The sequence below is a fragment of the Ochrobactrum chromiisoli genome (genome assembly GCF_026241335.1).
GTDB lineage: Bacteria > Pseudomonadota > Alphaproteobacteria > Rhizobiales > Rhizobiaceae > Brucella > Brucella chromiisoli.
The window spans coordinates 398,004-419,854 of the sequence record NZ_JAPHAV010000001.1; the positions used below are offsets into that span (position 1 = coordinate 398,004).

The following is a 21,851-nucleotide window of genomic DNA, read 5'->3' on the forward strand; positions in this document are numbered from 1 at the left end:
TAGGCCTCCACTTGGGAAATAGGGATAATGAACTGTTGTCCCTAATATAGGCCATGGATCGGGAATGTCTGTAGCAAGAAGGACACAGTCACTTCTTAGTCGCAAAAAATGGGTATTTCCGGGCTTTTGTCTTAAAAACCCGCGAAAAATGGTTATCAAATGCTTAAAATTGGCCTCTAAATGATACCAAAGTGGTATCTGGGCATCCATTGCGTTGCGCGCATCAGGTCTTGATTGCGGGGAAATGCATGCACGGGTTAGTGCAACATCGCATCGCGAAAAATGCGAAGCAGTTTTCGGACAACATGCGCGATAAGAAAAAGAAAGGGAGCGTTCTGTTCGGAACGCTCCCTGAAGCCGCCATTTGATTGCGCTTTACGCGTGCGCGAAAATATCCGTCTCAGGCCAGCCCATCAGATCAAGTTCTGAGCGGGTTGGCAGAAACTTGAAGCAGGCCTCAGCCTGTCTGGTGCGGCCATCGCGTTCCAGACGCTGTTCAAACACAGCTTTGAGCCGATGCAGATAAAGAACGTCAGATGCTGCATATTCAAGCTGTGCCTGTGACAGAACCTCTGCCGCCCAGTCCGATGACTGCTGCTGCTTTGAGATAGAAACATCAAGCAGCTCGCCGCAGATTTCTTTCAGGCCATGGCGGTCTGTATAGGTGCGGGTGAGCTTGGATGCGATCTTCGTGCAGAAAACCGGCTGCGGCATGGTGCCAAAAGCGTGCGCCAGCACAGCAAGGTCGAAGCGGCCAAAATGAAAGATCTTGGTGATCGAACGATCTTTCAGAAGCTTGACCAGATTGGGCGCCTTCTTCTGGCCTGCTTCAATCTGGATCACGTCTGCCGTGCCGTCACCGGGCGAAATCTGCACCACGCAAAGGCGGTCGCGATGCGGGTTAAGGCCGAGCGTTTCGGTGTCGATTGCCACCGAATCCACCTGATAATGCTCAAGGTTCGGCAGATCGTGTTTATGAAAACGGATAGTCATTGAATTGTCCTTACTTGGCGGCAATCGCCGCCAAAATACGTACCCAAGAGCGCTGGCCCTTGTGGAAAGAGTTCAGCTCATATTTTTCATTGGGCGAATGGATGCGATCATCTTCGAGGCCGAAGCCGACGAGCAGGGATTCCATGCCGAGGAATTTGTCGAAATCGCCGACAATCGGGATCGATCCACCCATGGCGATCAGCACGGCTGGCTTCGGCCACTCGTCGGAAAGCGCATCCTTGGCCTTGGAAACCAGTGGTGAGTCATATGGCAGCTGGATGGCAGGCGAACCGCCATGCGGATGGAACTCGACCGAGCAATCGGCTGGCAGGCGCTCTTGCACAAAAGCGCGGAACGCTTCGCGGATTTTAACCGGGTCTTGCTTGTGAACGAGACGGAACGAAACCTTGGCGGAAGCTTGCGCTGCAATCACCGTCTTGAAGCCGTCACCGGTATAACCGCCGATGATGCCGTTGACTTCCGCAGTCGGGCGCGCCCAGGTCAGTTCGAGAATGCTGCGGCCTTTTTCGCCCGAGGGAATCGAAAGACCAATGGGGCCAAGGAAGTTTTCAGCCGTGCGGCCAAGGCTTTCCCATGATTGCAAAATCTGTGACGGGGTTTCTTCAACACCTTCATAGAAACCCGGAACGGTGACGCGGCCAGTTTCATCATGCAGGTCGGCAAGAATTTTTGCGAGAATATGAATAGGATTGGCCGCCGCGCCACCAAAAAAGCCTGAATGCAGATCGCGGTCCGCAGCCTTGATGACAATCTCTTCACCAACCAGCCCGCGCAGACCAACGCTGATCGCTGGCGTTTCAGTGTCCCACATCGAGGTGTCGCAAACGAGCGCCACATCGGCTTTCAGCTCTTGCTTGTGCGCATCAAGGAATGGCTTGAGCGACGGTGAGCCGGATTCTTCTTCGCCTTCAAACAGCAATGTCACTTTCACCGGCAGGTTGCCATTGACGGCCTTATAAGCACGGCAGGCTTCCACAAAGGTCATCAGCTGGCCCTTGTCGTCGGATGTGCCGCGACCGGTGAGGATTTTGCGGCCATTGCCAACATCCTTGATCGCTGGCTCGAACGGATCATTTTCCCAAAGGTTCAGCGGATCAACCGGCTGCACATCATAATGGCCGTAGAAGAGCACATGCGGCGCATCAGCGGTTGCACCTTCATGATGCGCAACCACCATCGGATGGCCGGGCGTATCGCGCACACTCGCATCAAAACCAATAGATTTGAGATCCTCGACCAGCCATTCAGCCGCCTTACGGCAATCGGCCTTGTAAGCCGGATCGGTGGAAATCGACTTGATCCGCAAAAGATCGAACAGATGGTCGATGCTTTTATCGAGATTGGAATCGATATGATTGAGGACTTTATCGAGTGATTGGGTGGACATGGATACTTCCTGACGAGTCGTAATGCTGCTGCACAGTACAACTGGCAGGCCCAAGAAGAAACCCAATATGAACGCAAAACTGAGAGCTGAAAATGAATTGGCCGTTGCGGTGAGGGGGTACCACAACGGCCATATCACTACACTCAAAAACGACAGCCCGGAGAGGGGAATGAGGCTGTCGCTTACAACCGGCATCCAACGGGGGACGGGTCAGAAAACCGGCGATCAACATACTGTCGATGAACTGCAAATGGCCCTGCAACTGTGGCTATTCAAGGGCATTTAAGATTACAAATTCGTAACATAAACGTTATCAAAATAAGAGATTTGCATGAACGAGGCGAGAAAAAGCCACCTTTCAAGTGGACACTCGTTTCTACTGACACATGGCTGGTTTTCTTTGGGCTTTGTTTCCTTTAATCCTAAGCCATGAAAAAAGGCGATCATCTCTTCCTCATCGACGGCTCGGGCTATATTTTCCGTGCCTATCATGCTCTGCCACCCCTTACCCGCAAGACGGATGGCTTGCCGGTCGGCGCTGTGTCCGGTTTTTGCAACATGTTGTGGAAGCTGTTGAAAGATGCACGCAATACGGATGTGGGTGTGGTCCCGACCCATTTCGCGGTCATTTTTGACTATTCGTCACAAACTTTCCGTAAGGAAATTTATCCCGAATATAAGGCCAACCGCACCGCACCGCCGGAAGATTTGATTCCGCAATTCGGCCTGATCCGACAGGCAACACGTGCTTTCAATCTGCCAAGCATCGAAAAAGAAGGCTTTGAGGCCGACGATCTGATCGCGACCTATGCGCGTCTGGCAGAGGCTGCGGGCGGCGATGTCACCATCATTTCGTCCGACAAGGACCTCATGCAGCTCGTCACACCGAGCGTGTCCATGTATGACAGCATGAAGGACAAGCAGATTTCGATCCCGGAAGTGGTTGAGAAATGGGGTGTGCCACCTGAAAAAATGATCGACCTGCAATCGCTGACTGGCGACAGCACCGATAATATACCCGGAATTCCGGGTATCGGGCCGAAAACCGCTGCACAATTGCTCCAAGAGTTTGGCGATCTTGACACGCTTTTGGCCCGCGCATCTGAAATCAAGCAGAACAAGCGCCGTGAAAATATCATCGCCTATGCCGATCAGACCAAGATCGCGCGCGAACTCGTCACACTCAAGACCGATGTGCCGCTGGATGTTGATCTGGATGGCCTTGTGCTTGAGCCACAAAATGGCCCGAAGCTGATCGGCTTCCTCAAGGCGATGGAATTTACATCGCTGACGCGCCGTGTGGCGGAAGCAACGGACACCGATGCATCGGCCGTTGAACCATGCCATATCGAAACGGAGTGGGGTGCGGATGCGCACGGCCCCGATGTTGATGTACCGGCAAGCTCGGATTCTGCATCATCTGAAACCGCAGTTCGCGAAGCGCTTAATGTCAGCGGTTACACGCCCAAAGCGCTGGCTGAAAGCCGTGCTTCAACGGCGCTTGCGCAGAAAATCGACACCACGGCCTATATTTGCATTCGCGATCTTTCCACGCTGAACGCGTGGCTCGATGAAGCGATTGAGACTGGTCTTGTAGCTTTCGATACCGAAACCAATTCGCTTGATCCGATGCAGGCCGATCTGATTGGCTTTTCGCTGGCTCTTGCTCCGGGCAAGGCTGCCTATATCCCGCTCCAGCATAAATCCGGTGCAGGCGATCTTTTGGGCGGCGGCATGGTTGAAGGGCAGATTCCGCTTGATCAGGCTCTGACTGCTTTGAAGCGCATTCTTGAGGATAAGTCCGTCCTCAAGATCGCACAGAACATGAAATATGACTGGCTGGTCATGCGTCGTCATGGCATCAATACCGTGTCTTTTGATGACACGATGTTGATTTCCTATGTGCTGGATGCGGGCGCCGGTGGCCATGGTATGGACCCATTGTCCGAGCGCTGGCTGGGCCATACGCCAATCGCTTATAAGGACGTGGCGGGCAGCGGCAAAAGTGCAGTCACATTTGATATGGTGGAGATTGATCGTGCAACGGCCTACGCAGCCGAAGATGCCGATGTGACGCTGCGCCTCTGGCAGGTGTTGAAGCCACGTCTCGCCGCAGAAGGCCTTGCATCGGTTTATGAACGTCTGGAGCGGCCGCTGGTCGATGTGCTGGCCCGTATGGAAGAGCGCGGCATTTCGGTTGACCGGCAGGTTCTCTCGCGCCTGTCCGGCGATCTCGCGCAGTCTGCTGCGCGTTATGAAGATGAAATCTACGAACTGGCTGGCGAAAAATTCAACATTGGATCGCCAAAGCAGCTTGGCGATATTCTGTTTGGCAAGATGGGGCTTCCGGGTGCCTCCAAGACCAAAACCGGTCAGTGGTCCACGTCGGCGCAGGTGCTCGAAGATCTGGCTGCGGAAGGTCTGCCTCTGCCGCGTAAGATCGTTGACTGGCGTCAGCTGACCAAGCTCAAATCCACCTATACCGATGCGCTGCCGGGCTTTATTCACCCACAGACCAAACGCGTGCATACCTCTTATGCAATGGCGTCCACATCAACGGGGCGGCTGTCTTCGTCTGAGCCGAACCTGCAGAACATTCCGGTGCGCACGGCTGAAGGCCGCAAAATCAGAACGGCGTTCATCGCTGAACCGGGTAACAAGCTGATTTCTGCCGATTACAGCCAGATCGAATTGCGTGTTTTGGCGCATGTTGCTGATATTGCGCAGCTGAAACAGGCTTTTGCAGATGGCATCGATATTCATGCCATGACCGCTTCGGAAATGTTCGGCGTTCCGGTCGAAGGCATGGCTCCCGAAGTGCGCCGTCGCGCCAAGGCGATCAATTTCGGTATCATTTACGGCATTTCGGCTTTTGGCCTCGCCAATCAGCTTTCCATTCCGCGTGAAGAAGCAGGGCAATATATCCGCACCTATTTCGAGCGCTTCCCGGGCATCAAGGATTATATGGAAGCGACCAAGGCTTTTGCGCGCGAACATGGTTATGTCGAAACCATCTTTGGCCGCCGCGCGCATTATCCTGATATTCGGGCTTCCAATCCGCAGGTTCGCGCCTTCAATGAACGCGCAGCAATCAATGCCCCTATTCAGGGCTCGGCTGCCGATATTATCCGCCGTGCTATGATCCGTATGGAAAATGCACTCAGCGATGAGAAGCTCAGCGCACGTATGCTCTTGCAAGTCCACGATGAATTGATCTTCGAAGTGCCTGAAAATGAGGTCGAGAAGACAATCCCTCTCGTGCGGCATGTCATGGAAAATGCCGCCATGCCTGCCGTGTCGCTTTCTGTGCCGCTACAGGTCGATGCGCGTGCAGCGCATAACTGGGATGAAGCGCATTGAGGGCTTAGCCGGTTGACCTGAGAGGTCTGACACGATAGGTAAGCGGCAATTCTGTTGCTTCGGTAGTCGTCAGTGGGTTTGTGGCCAAAGGGTTTGCGGCCAAGGGTGTCGACTTGTGAAGCTTTTTTGAAAGTTAATCATGTCTCTGCCTGAATCCATTGCTCCGGCTCTCTCCGGAGCATTAACCGCTCGCGGTTACAACACACTCACCGCTGTTCAGAACGCTGTTCTGGCACCGGAAACACTTCACGGCGATCTGCTCGTTTCCGCACAGACCGGCTCCGGCAAGACCGTTGCTTTCGGTCTTTCCATGGCTTCCACAATCCTTGGTGATGAGCTGCGCTTCGCGAATGCGGGCGCACCACTTGCCATGATTATTGCGCCAACGCGTGAGCTGGCTTTGCAGGTTCAGCGCGAACTGGAATGGCTTTATGCCGATACCGGTGCGCGTATCGCTTCCTGTGTTGGCGGTATGGATATCCGTTCTGAGCGCCGCGTGCTCGAACGCGGTTCGCATATTGTTGTCGGCACGCCGGGCCGTCTGCGCGATCATATTACGCGCAATGCGCTGGATATGTCGCAGCTGCGCGTTGTTGTGCTTGATGAAGCCGACGAAATGCTCGATATGGGCTTCCGTGAAGATCTCGAATTCATTCTGGGCGAAGCACCGGCAGACCGTCGCACATTGATGTTCTCGGCAACCGTACCAAAGCCGATTGCACAGCTTGCCAAGCGTTTCCAGAAAGATGCGCTGCGCATTTCTGCTGCCGGTGAAGCCGGACAGCATGCGGATATTGATTATTTTGCGATGCCGGTTCCACCGCAGGAACGCGACCACGCGATCATCAATACGCTTCTTTATTATGATGCACAGAACTCGATCATTTTCTGCTCAACCCGTGAAGCGGTGAAGCATATGGCGAGCCGCCTTTCCAATCGTGGCTTTGCAGTTGTGGCCCTTTCGGGTGAATTGAGTCAGGCCGAGCGCAACAACGCGCTCCAGTCGATGCGTGATGGCCGTGCCCGCGTTTGCGTTGCGACCGATGTTGCAGCCCGCGGTATCGATCTGCCCAATCTTGATCTCGTGATCCACGCTGATTTGCCAAACAATGCGGAAACCATGTTGCACCGTTCGGGCCGTACCGGCCGTGCGGGCCGCAAGGGCACATGCGTTCTGGTGGTTCCTTTCTCGCGTCGCCGCATTGCAGAACGTCTTTTGCATATGGCAAAGCTTGATGCCCAGACTGTTCCGGCTCCCGGCATTGCAGCAGTTCAGGCCAAGAATTACGAACGCATTCTCAACGGCAGCGCTCTCAGCCAGCCCGTGGAAGAAGAGCATCAGGATCTGTTGAAGGCATTGACCGAGCGTTATACGCCCGAACAGATCGCGAGCGCTTTCCTTAATCGTGAACTCGCAGCACTCCCTGCCGCCGAAGAAGTTTCTGATGCACCGATTCATCCGGTTGGCAGCAAGAAGCCGCGCGAGCGCGGTGATCGTCCAGAACGGGGCGAGCGCTTTGATCGTGGCGAGCCGGGTGAACGTTTCGACCGCAATGCGCGTTTTGATGGCGTTTGGTTCTCGGTTTCTGCCGGTCGCAAGCATCGTGCCGATCCAAAGTGGCTGTTGCCGCTGATCTGCAAGGCTGGCGATGTTTCCAAGCGTGAAGTCGGTTCGATCAAGATTTTCGACAATGAAACCCGCTTTGAAATCGTCGCTTCAAAGGCTGATGAATTCCGTCGTTCGGTTGAAGAACGCGGCACGGGTGAAAAGGGTCTTGTCATCCGCCCAGCCGTTGCAGGCGCTGGTGGTGATGCAACGCCTCGCGAAGGCAAGCGCGATTTCAAGCCGCGCAGCGACAAACCAAGAAGCGATTTCCGTGATGGCGCAAAAGGTGGCTGGTCAAAGCCAAAGGGCGACTTCAAGAAAGATGGTTTCAAGAAGGACGGCAAGAAATCCGGCGAAGGCTTTTCCAAGAAGCCACGTAGTGCCTGATTGTTCTCAATGAAAAGGCCCCGCTTGCGGGGCCTTTTCATTGATCCAATATGCAAAAAGCCCCGGAAGATTTTGTCTTCCGGGGCTTTATTTTTAACTACACGTCCAGATTGGCAACGCTGAGTGCATTTTCCTGAATGAACTCGCGGCGCGGCTCGACTTCATCACCCATCAGGCGTGAGAACAGCGAATCTGCATCGGTCGCGTCATTGACCTTAACCTGCAACAGCGAACGAACATTTGGATCGAGTGTGGTTTCCCAAAGCTGTTCGGCGTTCATTTCGCCCAAGCCTTTGTAACGCTGCAACGTCAGGCCCTTGCGGCCTGTTGCGAAGATCGCGTCCAGCAGCGCCATCGGGCCGGAAAGCGTTTCCGACTTGTCCTTGCGGCGCAGAACTGGCGGTTCGGCAAAAATTTCCGATAGGCGCGAAGCCACGCGGTCGATCTGACGGGCATCGGCAGACCCGAGCAGGGCCATATCGAGAATGGCAACATCCTTCACACCACGCACCATGCGCTCAAAGCGATAGCCGCCGTCTTCGGTGACATGCGCCGTCCAGCCACGCTCGGTTTCTTCCGAAATCATGTCGAGGCGCTTGGCAACGATATCTGCGGAAGTGTGCGACGTTGTGTCGTTTGCGCTGGCACTCGGGTTGAGCAGGCCGGCAATCGCGGCCTGTTCAACGACACTGCGGTCATAGCGCGTATGCAGACCCGAAAGAAGCTGACGCAGCGTGCGCGCATCATCAACCACCGACCGAAGGTCCGGTCCGGCGCGGACTTCGCCGCTGCTGATCGCAAGCGCCGCTTCTTCAAGACCGGTTTCGATGAGGAAATCCTCAAAGGCCGCTTCGTTCTTGATATATTGCGAGGACTTGCCGCGCGACACCTTATAGAGCGGTGGCTGTGCGATATAAATATGGCCGCGTTCAATCAGCTCGGGCATCTGACGGAAGAAGAAGGTCAACAGCAGCGTCCGAATATGCGCACCGTCGACGTCAGCATCCGTCATGATGATGATTTTGTGGTAGCGCAGCTTGTCAGGATTGAAGCCGTGCGCCTCATCCTTGCCGATCGACGTGCCAAGCGCTGTGATCAGTGTGCCGACCTGATCGGACGAGATCATGCGGTCAAAGCGCACGCGTTCCACATTGAGGATCTTACCGCGCAGCGGCAGAATCGCCTGATTCTGGCGCGAACGACCGCTCTTTGCGGAACCGCCAGCGGAATCACCCTCGACGATGAAGATTTCTGACTTTGCAGGATCACGTTCCTGACAGTCGGCCAGCTTGCCGGGAAGCGACGTCACGCTCAGATTGCTTTTGCGGGTGATGTCGCGTGCCTTGCGGGCTGCTTCGCGAGCGGCGGCTGCCTGAATAACCTTTTCAACAATGATCTTGCCGCCGGATGGGTGCTCTTCCAGCCAGGTTGAAAGCGCTTCATTGACGAGGCTTTCCACCACTGGACGCACTTCCGAGGAAACCAGCTTGTCCTTGGTCTGCGACGAGAATTTTGGATCGGGAACCTTGACCGAAAGAACGGCGGTCAGACCTTCACGGCAATCATCGCCGGTCAGGCTGACCTTTTCCTTCTTGGTCATGCCGGACGAATCCGCATAGCCCGTCACCTGACGTGTCAGTGCGCCGCGGAAACCGGCCAGATGGGTGCCACCATCGCGCTGTGGAATGTTGTTGGTGAAGCACAGCACCTTTTCGTGGTAGGAATCATTCCACCACATCGCGACTTCAACGGTCATACCGTCTTTTTCGCTTTTGATATAAATCGGTGTTTCCAGAAGCGATTTCTTGCTCTGGTCGATATATTTCACGAACTCAACAACACCACCGTCATAGTGCAGTTCCTGCTCCTTGACGTCGGCATGGCGGCGATCAGAAAGCAGGATGCGCACACCGGAATTCAGGAATGCCAATTCACGCAGACGACGCTCCAGCGTGTCATAGTCAAAATCAACCATGGTGAATGTTTCAGGCGAGGGCAGGAAGCTTACTTCGGTGCCTGTATCGCTGCCAGCATCACCGGTAACGATGAGCGGCGCATCGGCAACGCCATGTGTGAAGGCCATTTCGTGAATTTTGCCAGCGCGGCGGATTTTCAATCTCAGCCAGATTGAAAGCGCGTTCACAACCGAGACGCCAACGCCGTGCAGACCACCGGAAACCTTATAGGAATTCTGGTCGAACTTACCGCCAGCATGGAGCTGGGTCATAATGACTTCGGCAGCCGAAACGCCTTCTTCCTTGTGAATGTCAGTCGGAATGCCGCGACCGTTATCGGTTACGGTGCAGGAGCCATCGGCATTGAGTGTGACGGTGACAAGCGTTGCATGTCCCGCCAGCGCTTCGTCAATGGCGTTGTCCACGACTTCATAGACCATGTGATGCAGGCCTGAGCCGTCATCCGTATCACCAATATACATGCCCGGACGCTTGCGAACTGCGTCGAGGCCTTTCAGAACACGAATGGAATCCGCGCCATATTCGGCGGGGGCTTCGGAATTCATCTCTGGAGTCTCGCTCATGAAAATCTTTCGAAAATGCGCCGCGAATGCAGCCTTAAAGCCTGCTGCAATGGCAGCATCAAATACCCTGTCGAATCACACGACAAACATGGCTTTAATATAGGCGTTAACGGCGATTTTTCCAAATTTTGGGGTCAAATTTGCCGGGGATTCCACTCATTTGGTGCAGGATGAAGCGTCAGGGTGGTGCGCAATCTCTGGAAGTGCCACAATTGCCCCTTATATGCTTATCTGACGGGGACATTCTCGACACGAGGAGCACGTCATGGAAAGCAAAATTGCGATGAAAAAAGCCGCCAGCCCTTTCGTGCCGCCCGCACCGCGCCCGCGCGAAAAGCCGGTTGGGCGCTTCGAGATGATGCGTGTGGTTTACAAGAACCCGCTCGAATTGTGGGGTGAGCCTTCCTATAACGAACCTTGGGTTTCTGTAAGCTGGCTGGGTATCAAAACCATCATAGCCAATGATCCCGGCCTCATCCGTCATGTGCTGGTCGATAATGCTGCAAACTATCCAATGTCTGCCATCCGCCAGCGCGTGCTCCGCCCGCTTCTGCGCGATGGATTGCTGACTGCCGAGGGCCAAGTCTGGAAGCGCTCGCGCAAGGCAATGGCGCCGGTCTTTACCCCGCGTCATATCGGCGGTTTTGCGCTCGCCATGCGCGATCGCTCCCGCCAGTTTGTCGAGCGTTACAAGACCAACGGCATCATCACCGATGTCGCGCACGACATGACGCTGCTCACCTATGACATTCTCGCGGAAACGTTATTCTCCGGCGAAATTGCCGGTGATCCGAATGATTTCGCCCGCCAGATCGACAAGCTTTTTGAAACCATGGGCCGCGTCGATCCATTTGATCTTCTTGGCTTGCCCGAATGGCTGCCACGCTTCACGCGATTACGCGGCAACAAATCGCTGAGTTTCTTCCGCGAACTGGTTTCTGATACAATCGCCTTGCGCAAAACACGCATGGATAAAGGCGAAGACGTTCCGAATGATTTCCTGACCTTGCTTTTGCGCGCCGAGGGACGGGACGGTTTGAGTCGCTCGGAAATTGAAGATAACATCATCACTTTCATTGGGGCGGGGCATGAGACCACGGCCCGTGCGCTTGGCTGGACGCTCTATTTGCTCGCCAAGGCACCGCAGGAACGCGCGCGTGTTGAGGCTGAGATCGATGCATTTTTTGCAGGTGGTGGACATGATCTGCCGCCGCAGGAGTGGCTGGCAAAATTGCCGCTGACGCGTGCAGCTTTTGAAGAAGCAATGCGGCTTTATCCGCCAGCGCCGTCAATCAACCGCGAGGCCGCAACGGATGACACCTATGGAGATTTGAAAATTGCCAAGGGAACGGCTGTTCTGGTGATGCCGTGGGTGATCCACCGTCACAGGCTTTACTGGGATCAGCCGGATGCCTTCATGCCTGAACGCTTCTGGCCCGAAAACCGCGACAAACTTGATCGCTTTCAATATCTGCCATTTGGTGCAGGTCCGCGGGTCTGCATCGGTGCAAGCTTCGCGCTTCAGGAGGCGGTTATCGCGCTTGCAACCTTGCTTGATGGCCGTCGTTTCGACGTGCTGGAGACGACAAAGCCATGGCCGGTGCAGAAACTCACAACCCAGCCACAGGGCGGTCTGCCGATGAAGGTGGTGAGGCGTTAGGCGACGCCAATGGCGATCCGGGCAAGACGCGGATATTCGGGATCAGCCAAATTACTGAGGCTTTCAAGGTCATCGGGACTGAACCATCCAAGCTCAGAATGTTCATCGCAAACGTTTCGCGGTTCGCCACCGTCCCATTCCGTAATCTGATAAATATGGCTGATGGAATCGCCGTATAGGTCCGGCCTTTTCTCATCCACTGCGCCGATCTTCTGAAACTGCGTTGGACGAATGCCGAGTTCTTCGCCCATCTCCCGAACCAGCGCCTGTTCCAGTGTTTCACCGGGCTCAACATGACCTCCCGGCGCATCCCAATGATTGGGCCACGCCTTCTTCCACGGTGAGCGCAGGCCCATCAGAATTTTTCGCTCGTCATTGACCAGCATGGCACCTACCGTGACAACTTTATCCTTCATCCTGGCGCTCCTGTCATAGCGATGCGTTTGTCAGTCAACTTAACAGCGGGCTTACCAACGCACATCGCCAATTTTTAACGGCCAAGATGTTTGGAATGCCATTGGAGATGCTCATCCATGAAGGACGAGATGAAGAAATAGGAATGGTCATAGCCTTCGCGCATATTGAGCGTGAGTGGGATGCCAGCTTTCTTGCAGACTTCTTCCAATAGCCAAGGACGCAGACCTTCATCGAGAAAACCATCTGCGGTTCCCTGATCGATCAGAAATTCTGAAAAGCGCGCGCCATCCTCAATCAGCAACGTCGCGTCATAGGCGCGCCATGCGCGTTTTTCAGAACCGAGATATTTTTCAAGCGCAGGCTTTGACCAGTCGGCTGTTGAAGGCTGCACGATGGGAGCGAAAGCAGATGCAGATTTGAAGCGCTCAGGATTTTTCAACGCAATCGTTAATGCACCATGTCCGCCCATCGAATGGCCGGTGATGGCCTGACGCGCCATGTCGAGCGGGAATTCTTGTGCCACCAGCTCGGTCAGCTCCTTGGTGATGTAGCTATACATCTGATAGTTCTTGGCAAAAGGCTCCTGCGTGGCATCGACATAAAAGCCAGCACCTTTGCCAAACTGCCAGTTCTGCGGCTCGTCAGGGACATCTTCACCGCGTGGGCTGGTATCCGGGCAAATAACGGCAATTCCCAATTCGGAAGCCATTTGCCGATATTCACCCTTGTCCATTACATTCTGATGCGTGCAGGTGAGGCCGGAGAGATACCACAGCACAGGCACCGGACCGTCCTTGGCCTGTGGCGGCAGGAAAACGGCAAAGGTCATTTCGCACTGATTGGTTTCGCTTTTATGACGATAGACGCCCTGTGTTCCACCAAAGCATTTTGCAGTTGAGATCGTTTCCATGAATAATCCTAACTCCCAAGCGCCACGACCACATTCACCGTCGCCGCGACAAGGACCGTATTGAAAAAGAATGAAACGACGCTGTGCAGAAGCGTTACTTTTCGCATCGCGGTCGTCGTGACATTGGTGTCGGAAGTCTGTGCCGTCATGCCGATGGTGAAGGCGTAATAGGCGAAATCCCAGCCGGATGGCGCGGGCGTCTCAGGAAATGCAAATCCACCTTTCACGCGGCTGGCATGGGCTGAATCTTTTCCGGCGGGTTCTGTTGGTTGCCAAAACATATGAGCGTAGTGAATCGCCGTCATCATGTGGATTGTGCACCATCCCAGCGGTACCGCGGCAAGCGTCATAATCAGCGAAAACAGATCGGCTTGGGGTTTCTGATTGATCAGAACGAACAGCGACACGATCGCCACAACAACGGTGGCAAAAGTCACCAGAAAAATGATCCAGGTAGGCTCATCCGCTATTGCTGCATGTTTTTTAAGATAGGACGCTGTGAGCTTGGGTAAAGCCACAAGCGCCAGAACGAGATAGAGCACAAAGAAACAGTTGGCCCCGATGACCGGGGCGAGCGGACTGTTTAAAAGCCAGGCAATAATGAAGATTGCCGCACCGCCAATGGCTGCCAGATAAAAGGACATATGGCGGTGTAGCAAAAGCATCAGGCGGCACTTTCCTGTGGTGTAAGCCGCATGTCGACATGCGGAATACCGTCTTCGAGATATTCTTCCGAAACAGCGACAAAGCCGAATGAGCCATAGAATTTCTGCAAATGGCTCTGTCCGCCAAGCTCGATGGCAATGCCCGGAAAACGCGCCTGTGCAAAGACAATCGCCTCTTTCATCAGCCGCTGACCAAGCTTGTAACCACGATAATCCCGCGCCACGACGACACGTCCGATTTTCACCGGCTTGCCATCCTTCTCTGGCGGCAGAACCCGCAAACTTGCTGCAAGTTCTTCACCATCGAGAATGCGTAAGTGAAACGCGTCGTAATCCTTGCCGTCGATTTCGGGGTATGGGCAATTCTGCTCCACCACAAAAACGTCCACGCGCAGCTTCAGCATCGCATAAAGCGCGCGCGGGGTCAGCTGGTCGATTTCATCCCAATGGGAAATGAAACGCTTTTCACCCATCAGTACACAATCACCGAGCGGATGGACTTGCCTTCATGCATCAGATCAAACGCCGTGTTGATCTCATCAAGCGGCATGGTGTGGGTGATGAGGCTGTCGATGTCGATCTTGCCTTCCATGTACCAGTCAACGATTTTCGGCACGTCGGTACGACCGCGTGCGCCGCCAAACGCCGTACCCTTCCAGACGCGTCCGGTGACGAGCTGGAATGGACGTGTCGCGATTTCCTTGCCGGCTTCGGCCACGCCGATGATGATCGATTCACCCCAGCCGCGATGGCAGCATTCCAGCGCCTGACGCATGACATCGGTGTTGCCGGTGGCATCGAACGAATAATCGGCGCCGCCGTCCGTCAGGTCTTGAATGGCTTGCACGACCTTGTCATTGCCGATTTCGCGCGGGTTGATAAAGTCGGTCATGCCGAATTTCTTGGCCATTTCCACCTTGGATGGATTGATGTCCACACCAATGATCTTGTCTGCACCAACCATGCGCGCGCCCTGAATGACATTGAGGCCAATGCCGCCAAGACCGAACACAACAACATTGGAACCCGGACGAACTTTTGCCGTGTAAATAACCGCGCCAATGCCGGTGGTGACGCCGCAACCAATATAGCAGATTTTGTCAAAAGGCGCGTCTTCGCGAACCTTGGCAACTGCGATTTCCGGCAGAACGGTGAAGTTCGAGAAGGTCGAGCAGCCCATATAATGGAACACTTCGCCGCCGTCGCATGAAAAGCGGGTGGTGCGGTCTGGCATCAGGCCCTGACCCTGCGTTGCGCGGATCGAGGTGCATAGGTTCGAACGCTGCGACAGGCAGGTTTTGCACTGGCGGCATTCCGGCGTGTAAAGCGGGATCACGTGATCGCCCGGTTTGACCGAGGTCACACCGGCACCCACTTCGCGCACAATGCCAGCACCTTCATGGCCTAGGATTGCCGGAAACTTGCCTTCTGAATCAAGACCGGAAAGCGTGTAGGCGTCGGTATGGCAAACGCCGGTCGCCATGATTTCGACCAGCACTTCGCCAGCGCGTGGGCCACCGATTTCAACGGTTTCGATGGTGAGCGGCTTTTTTGCCTCCCAGGCAACGGCTGCGCGTGATTTCATGTTTGCAATCCTTTTTTCCGTGCGACCTATTTCAGATAAGTGCGCAAAATCCGCATGATTTCGTCGATCTCTGCATCGGGATCAGCCACAGCATTTTGCGCTATCGTTTCGCGTGCTTTTCCGAATGTCTCGCGAAAATGGCTTTCCAGCACTTCCGCCATCAATCCGTTGGCAGCCCCGCGCATTGCTGCAATCTGCTGCAAAAGGGCCGCACATTCCGTACCTTCTTCCACCGCACGCTCCAGCGCCTCGGCCTGCCCTTTAATACGGCGCAGGCGCGTCAAAGCGCGCTTCTTGTCTTCCGGTGAATGCGGCATGGAATCTCCCGATTTTCACGAAGCCTATATACTATAGGGGAGTATGTCAATTGCTCCCGAATTGCCTTTTGTGAGCATGGTTTTCTCAGCAATTGGCGTGGCCCGGATTTTATAGCATTTCCAGCAAAAGTGCGAAGTGGTTTTGCATCGGATAATGCGTAAAAACAAACAGTTACAGCGGTTCAATCTTAACTGGAGCTGCTGTAAGCCTCAAGCTTGAGATGCAACAGCGGATAAGGGCGTCCCTGATCATCCGTTTCCGAACGACCTGTTTCGACAAAACCCACATGGCGATAAAAGCCTAAGCCTTGCGTGTTCTGCTCGTTCACATCAACGGTTAGCGTGCCGCGTTTTTTCGCGTGCGCAATCATATGTTTGCCAATACCCTTGCCGCGCTGATCGGGCGAAATGAACAGGCTGTCGATATTGTTATCGGTCATGCCCATGAAGCCGACCGGTTTGCCCTCATCCTCGATAACATCGACTTCCACATTTGGCAGATATTGTTCGCCGACCAGCTTTTCGATCTCATCGAAATCTTCACGGCTGAGAAAATCGTGCGTTGCCAGCACGCTTGCGCGCCAGATAGCCGTAAGGGCAGGGGCGTCGGCAGGTTTGGATTTTCGGATATGGATCATCGTCGCTCCTTGTGTGATAAGCACCAAAGCAACGCCTTTATAATACGGAATTTCATTTGACGAGTCTGCCCGATCTTCCCGTTATCCGCATTCTGCCGCAACTGGATGCCGCTTTTGCCAATGATGCAAGTGCAGTTCTGGTTGCCCCTCCCGGCGCGGGTAAGACAACGCTGGTGCCACTGCATTTTTTAAATGCAAGCTGGCGCGGCGATGGCATGATTGTGCTGCTTGAGCCGCGCCGACTGGCAGCACGCGCGAGCGCCCGCCGTATGGCGCAGATCTTGGGTGAAGAGCTGGGCGAAACGGTCGGCTATCGTATGCGCCTTGAAAGCAAGGTCTCGGCCAAGACCAAAATCCTCGTCGTTACCGAGGGCGTTTTCGCACGCATGATCCTTGATGATCCCGATCTTAAAGGTGTCGCCGCAGTCCTGTTTGATGAGTTTCACGAGCGTAGCCTTGATGCTGATTTTGGTCTGGCGCTGGCGCTTGATGTGCAGACCGCTCTGCGTGATGACCTCAAGATACTCGTCATGTCGGCAACGCTGGATGGTGCGCGGGTAGCCTCACTTTTAGGTGATGCGCCGATTATTGAGAGCGAAGGTCGCGCGTTTCCTGTCGATATTCGCCACCGCGAGCGCAAGCCGGATCAGCGCATTGAAGATGCGATGGTAAGCGCCATCCGTGAAGCGCTGGCGGACGAAACGGGCAGCATTCTCGCTTTCCTTCCCGGTCAGGGCGAGATCGAACGCACCGCAGCAAGCCTGGAAAAATTCCTGCCTGCCAATATCATTCTCGCGCCGCTTTATGGCGCAATGGAGGGCCGAGATCAGGATGCGGCAATCAAGCCAGCGCCCACAGGTTTCCGCAAGGTCGTGCTGGCAACATCCATTGCCGAAACCTCCATCACCATCGATGGGGTTCGGGTGGTGATCGATTCTGGCCTTGCCCGCCTGCCAAAATACGAACCTGCTACGGGCCTCACGCGTCTTGAGACGGTGCGCACGTCACGCGCAAGTGCTGATCAGCGGGCTGGTCGCGCCGGTCGTACCGAGCCGGGCATCGCTATTCGCCTCTGGCATCAGGGTCAAACGGCGTCACTCCCTGCTTTCTCGCCGCCCGAAATTCTGGAGGCCGATCTTTCCGGCCTTGTGCTTGATGCGGCTGCTTGGGGCGTGACCGATCCAGCAACTTTGTCGCTGCTCGATAAGCCACCCGCACCCGCGCTCAAAGAAGCCAAAGCGCTGCTCGTGCGGCTTGGTGCGCTGGATGATGACGGACGCCTAACCGCCGATGGCGAGGCCATGCGCTCACTGGCACTCCCTGCGCGTCTGGCGCATATGGTGGCGGAAGCGGGAAAACGCGGCGAGGCTTTGCGGGCAGCAGAACTCGCCATGCTTTTGACCGAGCGTGGTCTTGGTGGCAATGAAACCGATCTCGATACGCGCATGTCGCGGTTCCGCAATGATCGTTCTGATCGCGCGCACCGCGCAAAAAATCTCGCGAAGCGACTGACAACCAATGTGCCCAACAAAGGCGAAGCAGCAGGTTCAAGTGTTGGTCGTATGTTGATTGACGCCTATCCAGACCGTATCGCTAAGGCGCGTGGCGCAACGGGGCAATTTCTGCTGGCCAATGGGCGTGGTGGCGAAGTCGATCCAGCGATCAGCCTCAGCCGTGCGCAATGGCTGGTGGTGGCCGATATGTCGGGTAAAGCAGGCCGTGCGCGTATCTTGTCTGCGGCAGAAGTGTCAGAGACGGAAATCCGTGCAGCCCTCGGCAATAAGATCGAGAGCGGACGACAGATCGTCTATGATGCGGACAAGAACGCGCTGCGTGCGCGTGAAGCCGTGCGCATCGGCGCGATTGCTTTGTCGGAGAAGCCATTGGCTGCGCCTTCGGGTGCGGTTGCTGATGAGGGCGTCATCGCTGCCGTGCGCGAGCATGGTTTGCAGATTCTGCCATGGGGCAAAGAAGCCGAAATTCTGCGCCGTCGTCTCGGCTGGCTTTATCGCGGGCTTGGCGATCCATGGCCATCGATGGATGACGACAATCTTGTTGAACGTCTTGATGACTGGTTGCTGCCATTTCTCACAGGCGAGGCGCAACTCGACCGCATCCCGGCGCATGTGCTGAAAAACGGTTTGATGAGCCTTGTGCCGTTTGACCTGCAACGCAGCGTCGATCAGCTGGCACCGACGCATTTTGAGGTGCCGACCGGCTCGAATATTCCGATCCGTTATGATGCGGATGAGCCGATCCTGGCCGTTCGTGTACAGGAGTTATTCGGGTTGAGCATTCACCCGGCCATTGCCAATGGCAAAGTACCGCTCCTGCTGGAGCTGCTTTCGCCTGCCCATCGACCAATCCAGATCACGCGCGATCTTCCGGGCTTCTGGGCTGGCTCATGGGCCGATGTGCGCACCGACATGCGTGGTCGCTATCCGCGTCATGTCTGGCCGGAAGATCCGGCCAATGCGCAAGCGACGCGCAGAGCAAAACCGCGCGGCACTTGATGACGATCAAGAATGCAGAACCACGTGAACCTCATCCTGATCGCGGATGTTGAGGCTTTCACGGATACGCTTTTCTGAGATCAGCTCAAGGCAATCGTGCATATGCGATCCGATACGCCGGAAAACCCACACATTCATGGAATGGGAATGCGCGTGAAGCGTGGCCCGCCAAGCCTGCCCTGTGCCGCGGCGCGGCTTGAAAAGCTTGCGCCGCAGGCTGTTGTTCGCAATTTCGTGCTGTGGGATAACGATGCTCGGTGGAACGAGGCCGCGATCCAGCGCCTTTAGCTGTTTGCGATGGCTTCGCAGAATGGGTGGATATTCCACGATCTGCACATTCAATGAGCCGGAAGCAAACCGATCCGGCCAGTCGCTAGGTGCATTCAAAAGTTTTTTCTTACCCGGAATAACAAGCTCTGAATGCCTGCCCAAGCCTGATGATATCTTCCCCCTGAAGATAACCATGCGTGCCCTCCTACGCTTGTTATTGGGTGTTATAAATTATTCACAAAATTGACACAATTTATCTGGGCGCGCCCTGAAGGCAACGTGATTGCGCTTAAAGCCCAGTAAACTAAGGGGTATCCGTCATTGCTTGTTAAGCTGCGACTGGATGACACAGTTCTGCTTGCATGAATATTTGCGCTGTCGCATAAGAAGCCAAAAGCGGTTTTGTTCTCGTCAGCTTTTTTGATCGGTATTTTTGAGCACAAAACTGTTTCACATTTTCTGGAATGTCTGGGAGTGGCTATGCACGCAGAATTCGATAATCGCGCTTCCAATCTCTCACGCAGGCCACGTCTGACTACATTGGTGCGTTTGCGCTGGTTGGCTATTGCGGGGCAGACAGCGGCAGTTTTGTTCGTGGCGCTTTATCTGCAATTCAGCTTCGCAATCAGCATTTGCCTCGCCTTGATTTCATCTTCAGCCTGGCTCAATCTCTATCTGGCTTTTCGCTTTCCAAACAATCATCGGCTCAATCCCGATGCTGCAAGTCTGGTGCTGGCTTTCGATATTCTGCAATTGGCGGGGCTGCTTTATCTCACCGGTGGTTTGCAGAACCCGTTTATCATTTTGATGATTGCGCCTGTCATTATCTCGGCGACATCGCTTTCGGTCAGGCATACCTTGGCGCTGGCATTGCTGGTGGTTTTTTGCACCACGTTTTTGTTGATGCATCACCGCCCTTTGCCCTGGTATCCGGGTGAAACACTGGTTTTGCCGTTTCTTTTTGTGGGCGGCATCTGGTGCGCCATCATTTCGGCGCTGGGCTTTACCGGCGTCTACGCCTATCGCATCGCCGAAGAAACCCGACAGTTAGGCGACGCTTTGACGGCAACGGAACTCATACTCCAGCGTGAGCAGCATCTGACCGCGCTTGACGGGCTTGCCGCTGCTGCCGCCCATGAACTGGGAACACCCCTTGCCACCATCACACTTGTGGTCAAGGAAATGCAGCGCACCTATGCAAAAAAGCCCGATAGCGACCCCGCATTGGCGGAAGATATTGCGTTGCTGCAATCGCAGGCAGCGCGCTGTCGCGAAATTTTGCAGCGACTGACCAGCCTGTCTTCGGAAAATGAAGAACATATGTCACGTTTGCCGTTCTCGTCGCTGATCGAGGAAGTGATTGAGCCGCATCGCAACTTTGGTGTTGCGCTTGAGGTTACAAAGATTGATGGACCCAAGCCTGAACCGGTTGTGCGTCGCAACCCGGGTCTGCTTTATGGACTTGGCAATCTGGTGGAAAATGCCGTCGATTTTGCAAGCGACAAGGTGAGCGTGACCTGGGGTTGGACCGACGCTCATGTGACAGTGACCATCGAAGATGATGGCGAAGGGTTCAAGCCGGAAATTCTTGACCGAATCGGTGAGCCCTACATGACCAGTCGCGACAGCACGCATAATGGCGGTGGCGGACTTGGTCTGGGGCTATTTATTGCGAAAACCTTGCTGGAGCGTTCGGGCGCGCAGATCAGCTTCAGAAACCGCAAGAATCCGGGACAGGGTGCGGAAGTGAAGGTGGTTTGGCCACGCGCCGCCTTCATTGTAAGCCAATGAAACCATTCAATATTCTATAAACCTGCGCCGTGAATTTCTTTTATATAAAAAGAAAAGGCTGTTTTGATCTTTGAGTCTTTGCTTCAAAAGCACGTGTAAATACAAGGATTTGCCTGCCTCTAATATGGCATTTTTTTGTTCGGATTGCCTCAACAATTCAATGGCTATTTGACTTTTTGACGCAGGGGTATCAATAAGGGAATAAAAATACAGGCAGGAAGCACCCATGGAAGACTTGAAGCAGGAAGACACCGAAGCCATTGGCAACGATCCCACCCTCCTTCTGGTTGATGATGACAAGCCTTTCTTGCAGCGTCTGGCGCGTGCCATGGAAGGCCGTGGCTTTCAGGTGACGACTGCAGAATCGGTTGAAGAAGGTATTGCTGCAGCGAAAGCCGCAGCACCCGCTTATGCTGTGGTCGACATGCGCCTTGGCGATGGAAATGGCCTTGATGTCATCGAAGCCATTCGTTCGCGCCGCACCGATACGCGTGCAATCGTGTTGACCGGCTATGGCAATATCGCGACGGCTGTGAACGCAGTGAAGCTTGGTGCAATCGACTATCTTTCCAAGCCTGCCGATGCCGATGAGGTTTTCGCGGCTCTGACCCGGCGTCCGGGCGAAAAAGTCGCGCCACCGGAAAATCCGATGTCTGCCGACCGGGTTCGCTGGGAACATATTCAACGCGTTTATGAAATGTGTGAGCGCAATGTTTCCGAAACGGCGCGCCGTCTCAATATGCATCGCCGTACTTTGCAGCGGATTCTGGCCAAGCGCGCGCCGCGCTAGTC

General features: G+C 54.7%; 18 protein-coding genes. 7 read left to right on the plus strand and 11 right to left on the minus strand.

Annotated elements, in window-relative coordinates; translation table 11 throughout:
- Window positions 1-375 precede the first annotated feature (375 nt).
- Complete coding sequence (locus OPR82_RS01915) at window positions 376-993, minus strand: ribonuclease D (RefSeq protein WP_265982690.1); 618 nt, start codon at window positions 991-993, stop codon at window positions 376-378.
- A 10-nt stretch (window positions 994-1,003) separates the two neighbouring features.
- Complete coding sequence (locus OPR82_RS01920) at window positions 1,004-2,401, minus strand: dipeptidase (RefSeq protein WP_265982691.1); 1,398 nt, start codon at window positions 2,399-2,401, stop codon at window positions 1,004-1,006.
- 67 nt (window positions 2,402-2,468) lie between these two features.
- Between OPR82_RS01920 and OPR82_RS01925 the strand changes: the two genes are divergently transcribed.
- From OPR82_RS01925 to OPR82_RS01935, 3 genes are all read left to right on the plus strand, one after another.
- Window positions 2,469-2,687 carry a hypothetical protein gene (locus tag OPR82_RS01925; RefSeq protein WP_265982692.1) on the plus strand — a complete coding sequence of 73 codons (219 nt, stop codon included), beginning with the start codon at window positions 2,469-2,471 and terminating at the stop codon, window positions 2,685-2,687.
- 143 nt (window positions 2,688-2,830) lie between these two features.
- Entirely contained in the window at window positions 2,831-5,761 is a 2,931-nt protein-coding gene (gene polA, locus OPR82_RS01930; protein ID WP_265982693.1) for a DNA polymerase I, read from the plus strand.
- Window positions 5,762-5,900: 139 nt separating this feature from the next.
- Entirely contained in the window at window positions 5,901-7,754 is a 1,854-nt protein-coding gene (locus OPR82_RS01935; RefSeq protein ID WP_265982694.1) for a DEAD/DEAH box helicase, read from the plus strand.
- Between the two features lie 97 nt (window positions 7,755-7,851).
- On the opposite strand, the gene gyrB is transcribed toward OPR82_RS01935, so the two are convergent.
- A complete protein-coding gene (gyrB, locus tag OPR82_RS01940) occupies window positions 7,852-10,293 on the minus strand; it encodes a DNA topoisomerase (ATP-hydrolyzing) subunit B (RefSeq protein WP_265982695.1) in 2,442 nt (813 codons plus the stop codon).
- 283 nt (window positions 10,294-10,576) lie between these two features.
- On the opposite strand from gyrB, the gene OPR82_RS01945 reads away from it, so the two are divergent.
- A complete protein-coding gene (locus tag OPR82_RS01945) occupies window positions 10,577-11,953 on the plus strand; it encodes a cytochrome P450 (protein WP_265983820.1) in 1,377 nt (458 codons plus the stop codon).
- Here OPR82_RS01945 and OPR82_RS01950 read toward each other — a convergent pair.
- The 7 genes from OPR82_RS01950 to OPR82_RS01980 form a co-directional block, all read right to left on the minus strand.
- Window positions 11,950-12,369, minus strand: a complete 420-nt coding sequence (locus OPR82_RS01950) for an NUDIX hydrolase (RefSeq protein ID WP_265982696.1) — start codon at window positions 12,367-12,369, stop codon at window positions 11,950-11,952. The two genes, OPR82_RS01945 and OPR82_RS01950, sit on opposite strands and share 4 nt — an antisense overlap.
- A 74-nt stretch (window positions 12,370-12,443) precedes the next feature.
- Window positions 12,444-13,280, minus strand: coding sequence for an S-formylglutathione hydrolase (fghA, locus tag OPR82_RS01955; RefSeq protein WP_265982697.1), 837 nt, complete (start codon window positions 13,278-13,280; stop codon window positions 12,444-12,446).
- Window positions 13,281-13,288: 8 nt separating this feature from the next.
- Window positions 13,289-13,945: a DUF1345 domain-containing protein gene (locus tag OPR82_RS01960; RefSeq protein ID WP_265982698.1), complete on the minus strand. Its 657-nt coding sequence runs from the start codon at window positions 13,943-13,945 to the stop codon at window positions 13,289-13,291.
- Window positions 13,945-14,418 (minus strand): GNAT family N-acetyltransferase, encoded by a 474-nt coding sequence (locus OPR82_RS01965; protein ID WP_265982699.1) that lies wholly within the window; start codon window positions 14,416-14,418, stop codon window positions 13,945-13,947. The genes OPR82_RS01960 and OPR82_RS01965 overlap by 1 nt, the downstream gene beginning before the upstream one ends.
- A complete protein-coding gene (locus OPR82_RS01970) occupies window positions 14,418-15,530 on the minus strand; it encodes an S-(hydroxymethyl)glutathione dehydrogenase/class III alcohol dehydrogenase (protein ID WP_187543493.1) in 1,113 nt (370 codons plus the stop codon). The genes OPR82_RS01965 and OPR82_RS01970 overlap by 1 nt, the downstream gene beginning before the upstream one ends.
- Before the next feature lie 26 nt (window positions 15,531-15,556).
- Window positions 15,557-15,847 carry a metal/formaldehyde-sensitive transcriptional repressor gene (locus tag OPR82_RS01975; RefSeq protein ID WP_265982700.1) on the minus strand — a complete coding sequence of 97 codons (291 nt, stop codon included), beginning with the start codon at window positions 15,845-15,847 and terminating at the stop codon, window positions 15,557-15,559.
- Window positions 15,848-16,035: 188 nt separating this feature from the next.
- The gene (locus OPR82_RS01980) at window positions 16,036-16,485 is read right to left on the minus strand and encodes an acetyltransferase (protein ID WP_265982701.1); all 450 of its coding nucleotides are present in this window, start codon (window positions 16,483-16,485) and stop codon (window positions 16,036-16,038) included.
- A gap of 56 nt (window positions 16,486-16,541) precedes the next feature.
- Between OPR82_RS01980 and hrpB the strand changes: the two genes are divergently transcribed.
- Window positions 16,542-18,998 carry an ATP-dependent helicase HrpB gene (hrpB, locus tag OPR82_RS01985; RefSeq protein WP_265982702.1) on the plus strand — a complete coding sequence of 819 codons (2,457 nt, stop codon included), beginning with the start codon at window positions 16,542-16,544 and terminating at the stop codon, window positions 18,996-18,998.
- Window positions 18,999-19,004: 6 nt separating this feature from the next.
- On the opposite strand, the gene OPR82_RS01990 is transcribed toward hrpB, so the two are convergent.
- Window positions 19,005-19,463 (minus strand): DUF120 domain-containing protein, encoded by a 459-nt coding sequence (locus tag OPR82_RS01990; RefSeq protein WP_265982703.1) that lies wholly within the window; start codon window positions 19,461-19,463, stop codon window positions 19,005-19,007.
- Between the two features lie 285 nt (window positions 19,464-19,748).
- Here OPR82_RS01990 and OPR82_RS01995 point away from each other — a divergent pair, with 285 nt between their 5' ends.
- Both OPR82_RS01995 and regA read left to right on the plus strand, forming a co-directional pair.
- The gene (locus OPR82_RS01995; protein ID WP_265982704.1) at window positions 19,749-21,059 is read left to right on the plus strand and encodes an ActS/PrrB/RegB family redox-sensitive histidine kinase; all 1,311 of its coding nucleotides are present in this window, start codon (window positions 19,749-19,751) and stop codon (window positions 21,057-21,059) included.
- A gap of 226 nt (window positions 21,060-21,285) precedes the next feature.
- Entirely contained in the window at window positions 21,286-21,849 is a 564-nt protein-coding gene (gene regA, locus OPR82_RS02000) for a global response regulator transcription factor RegA (protein WP_024898183.1), read from the plus strand.
- Window positions 21,850-21,851 lie beyond the last annotated feature (2 nt).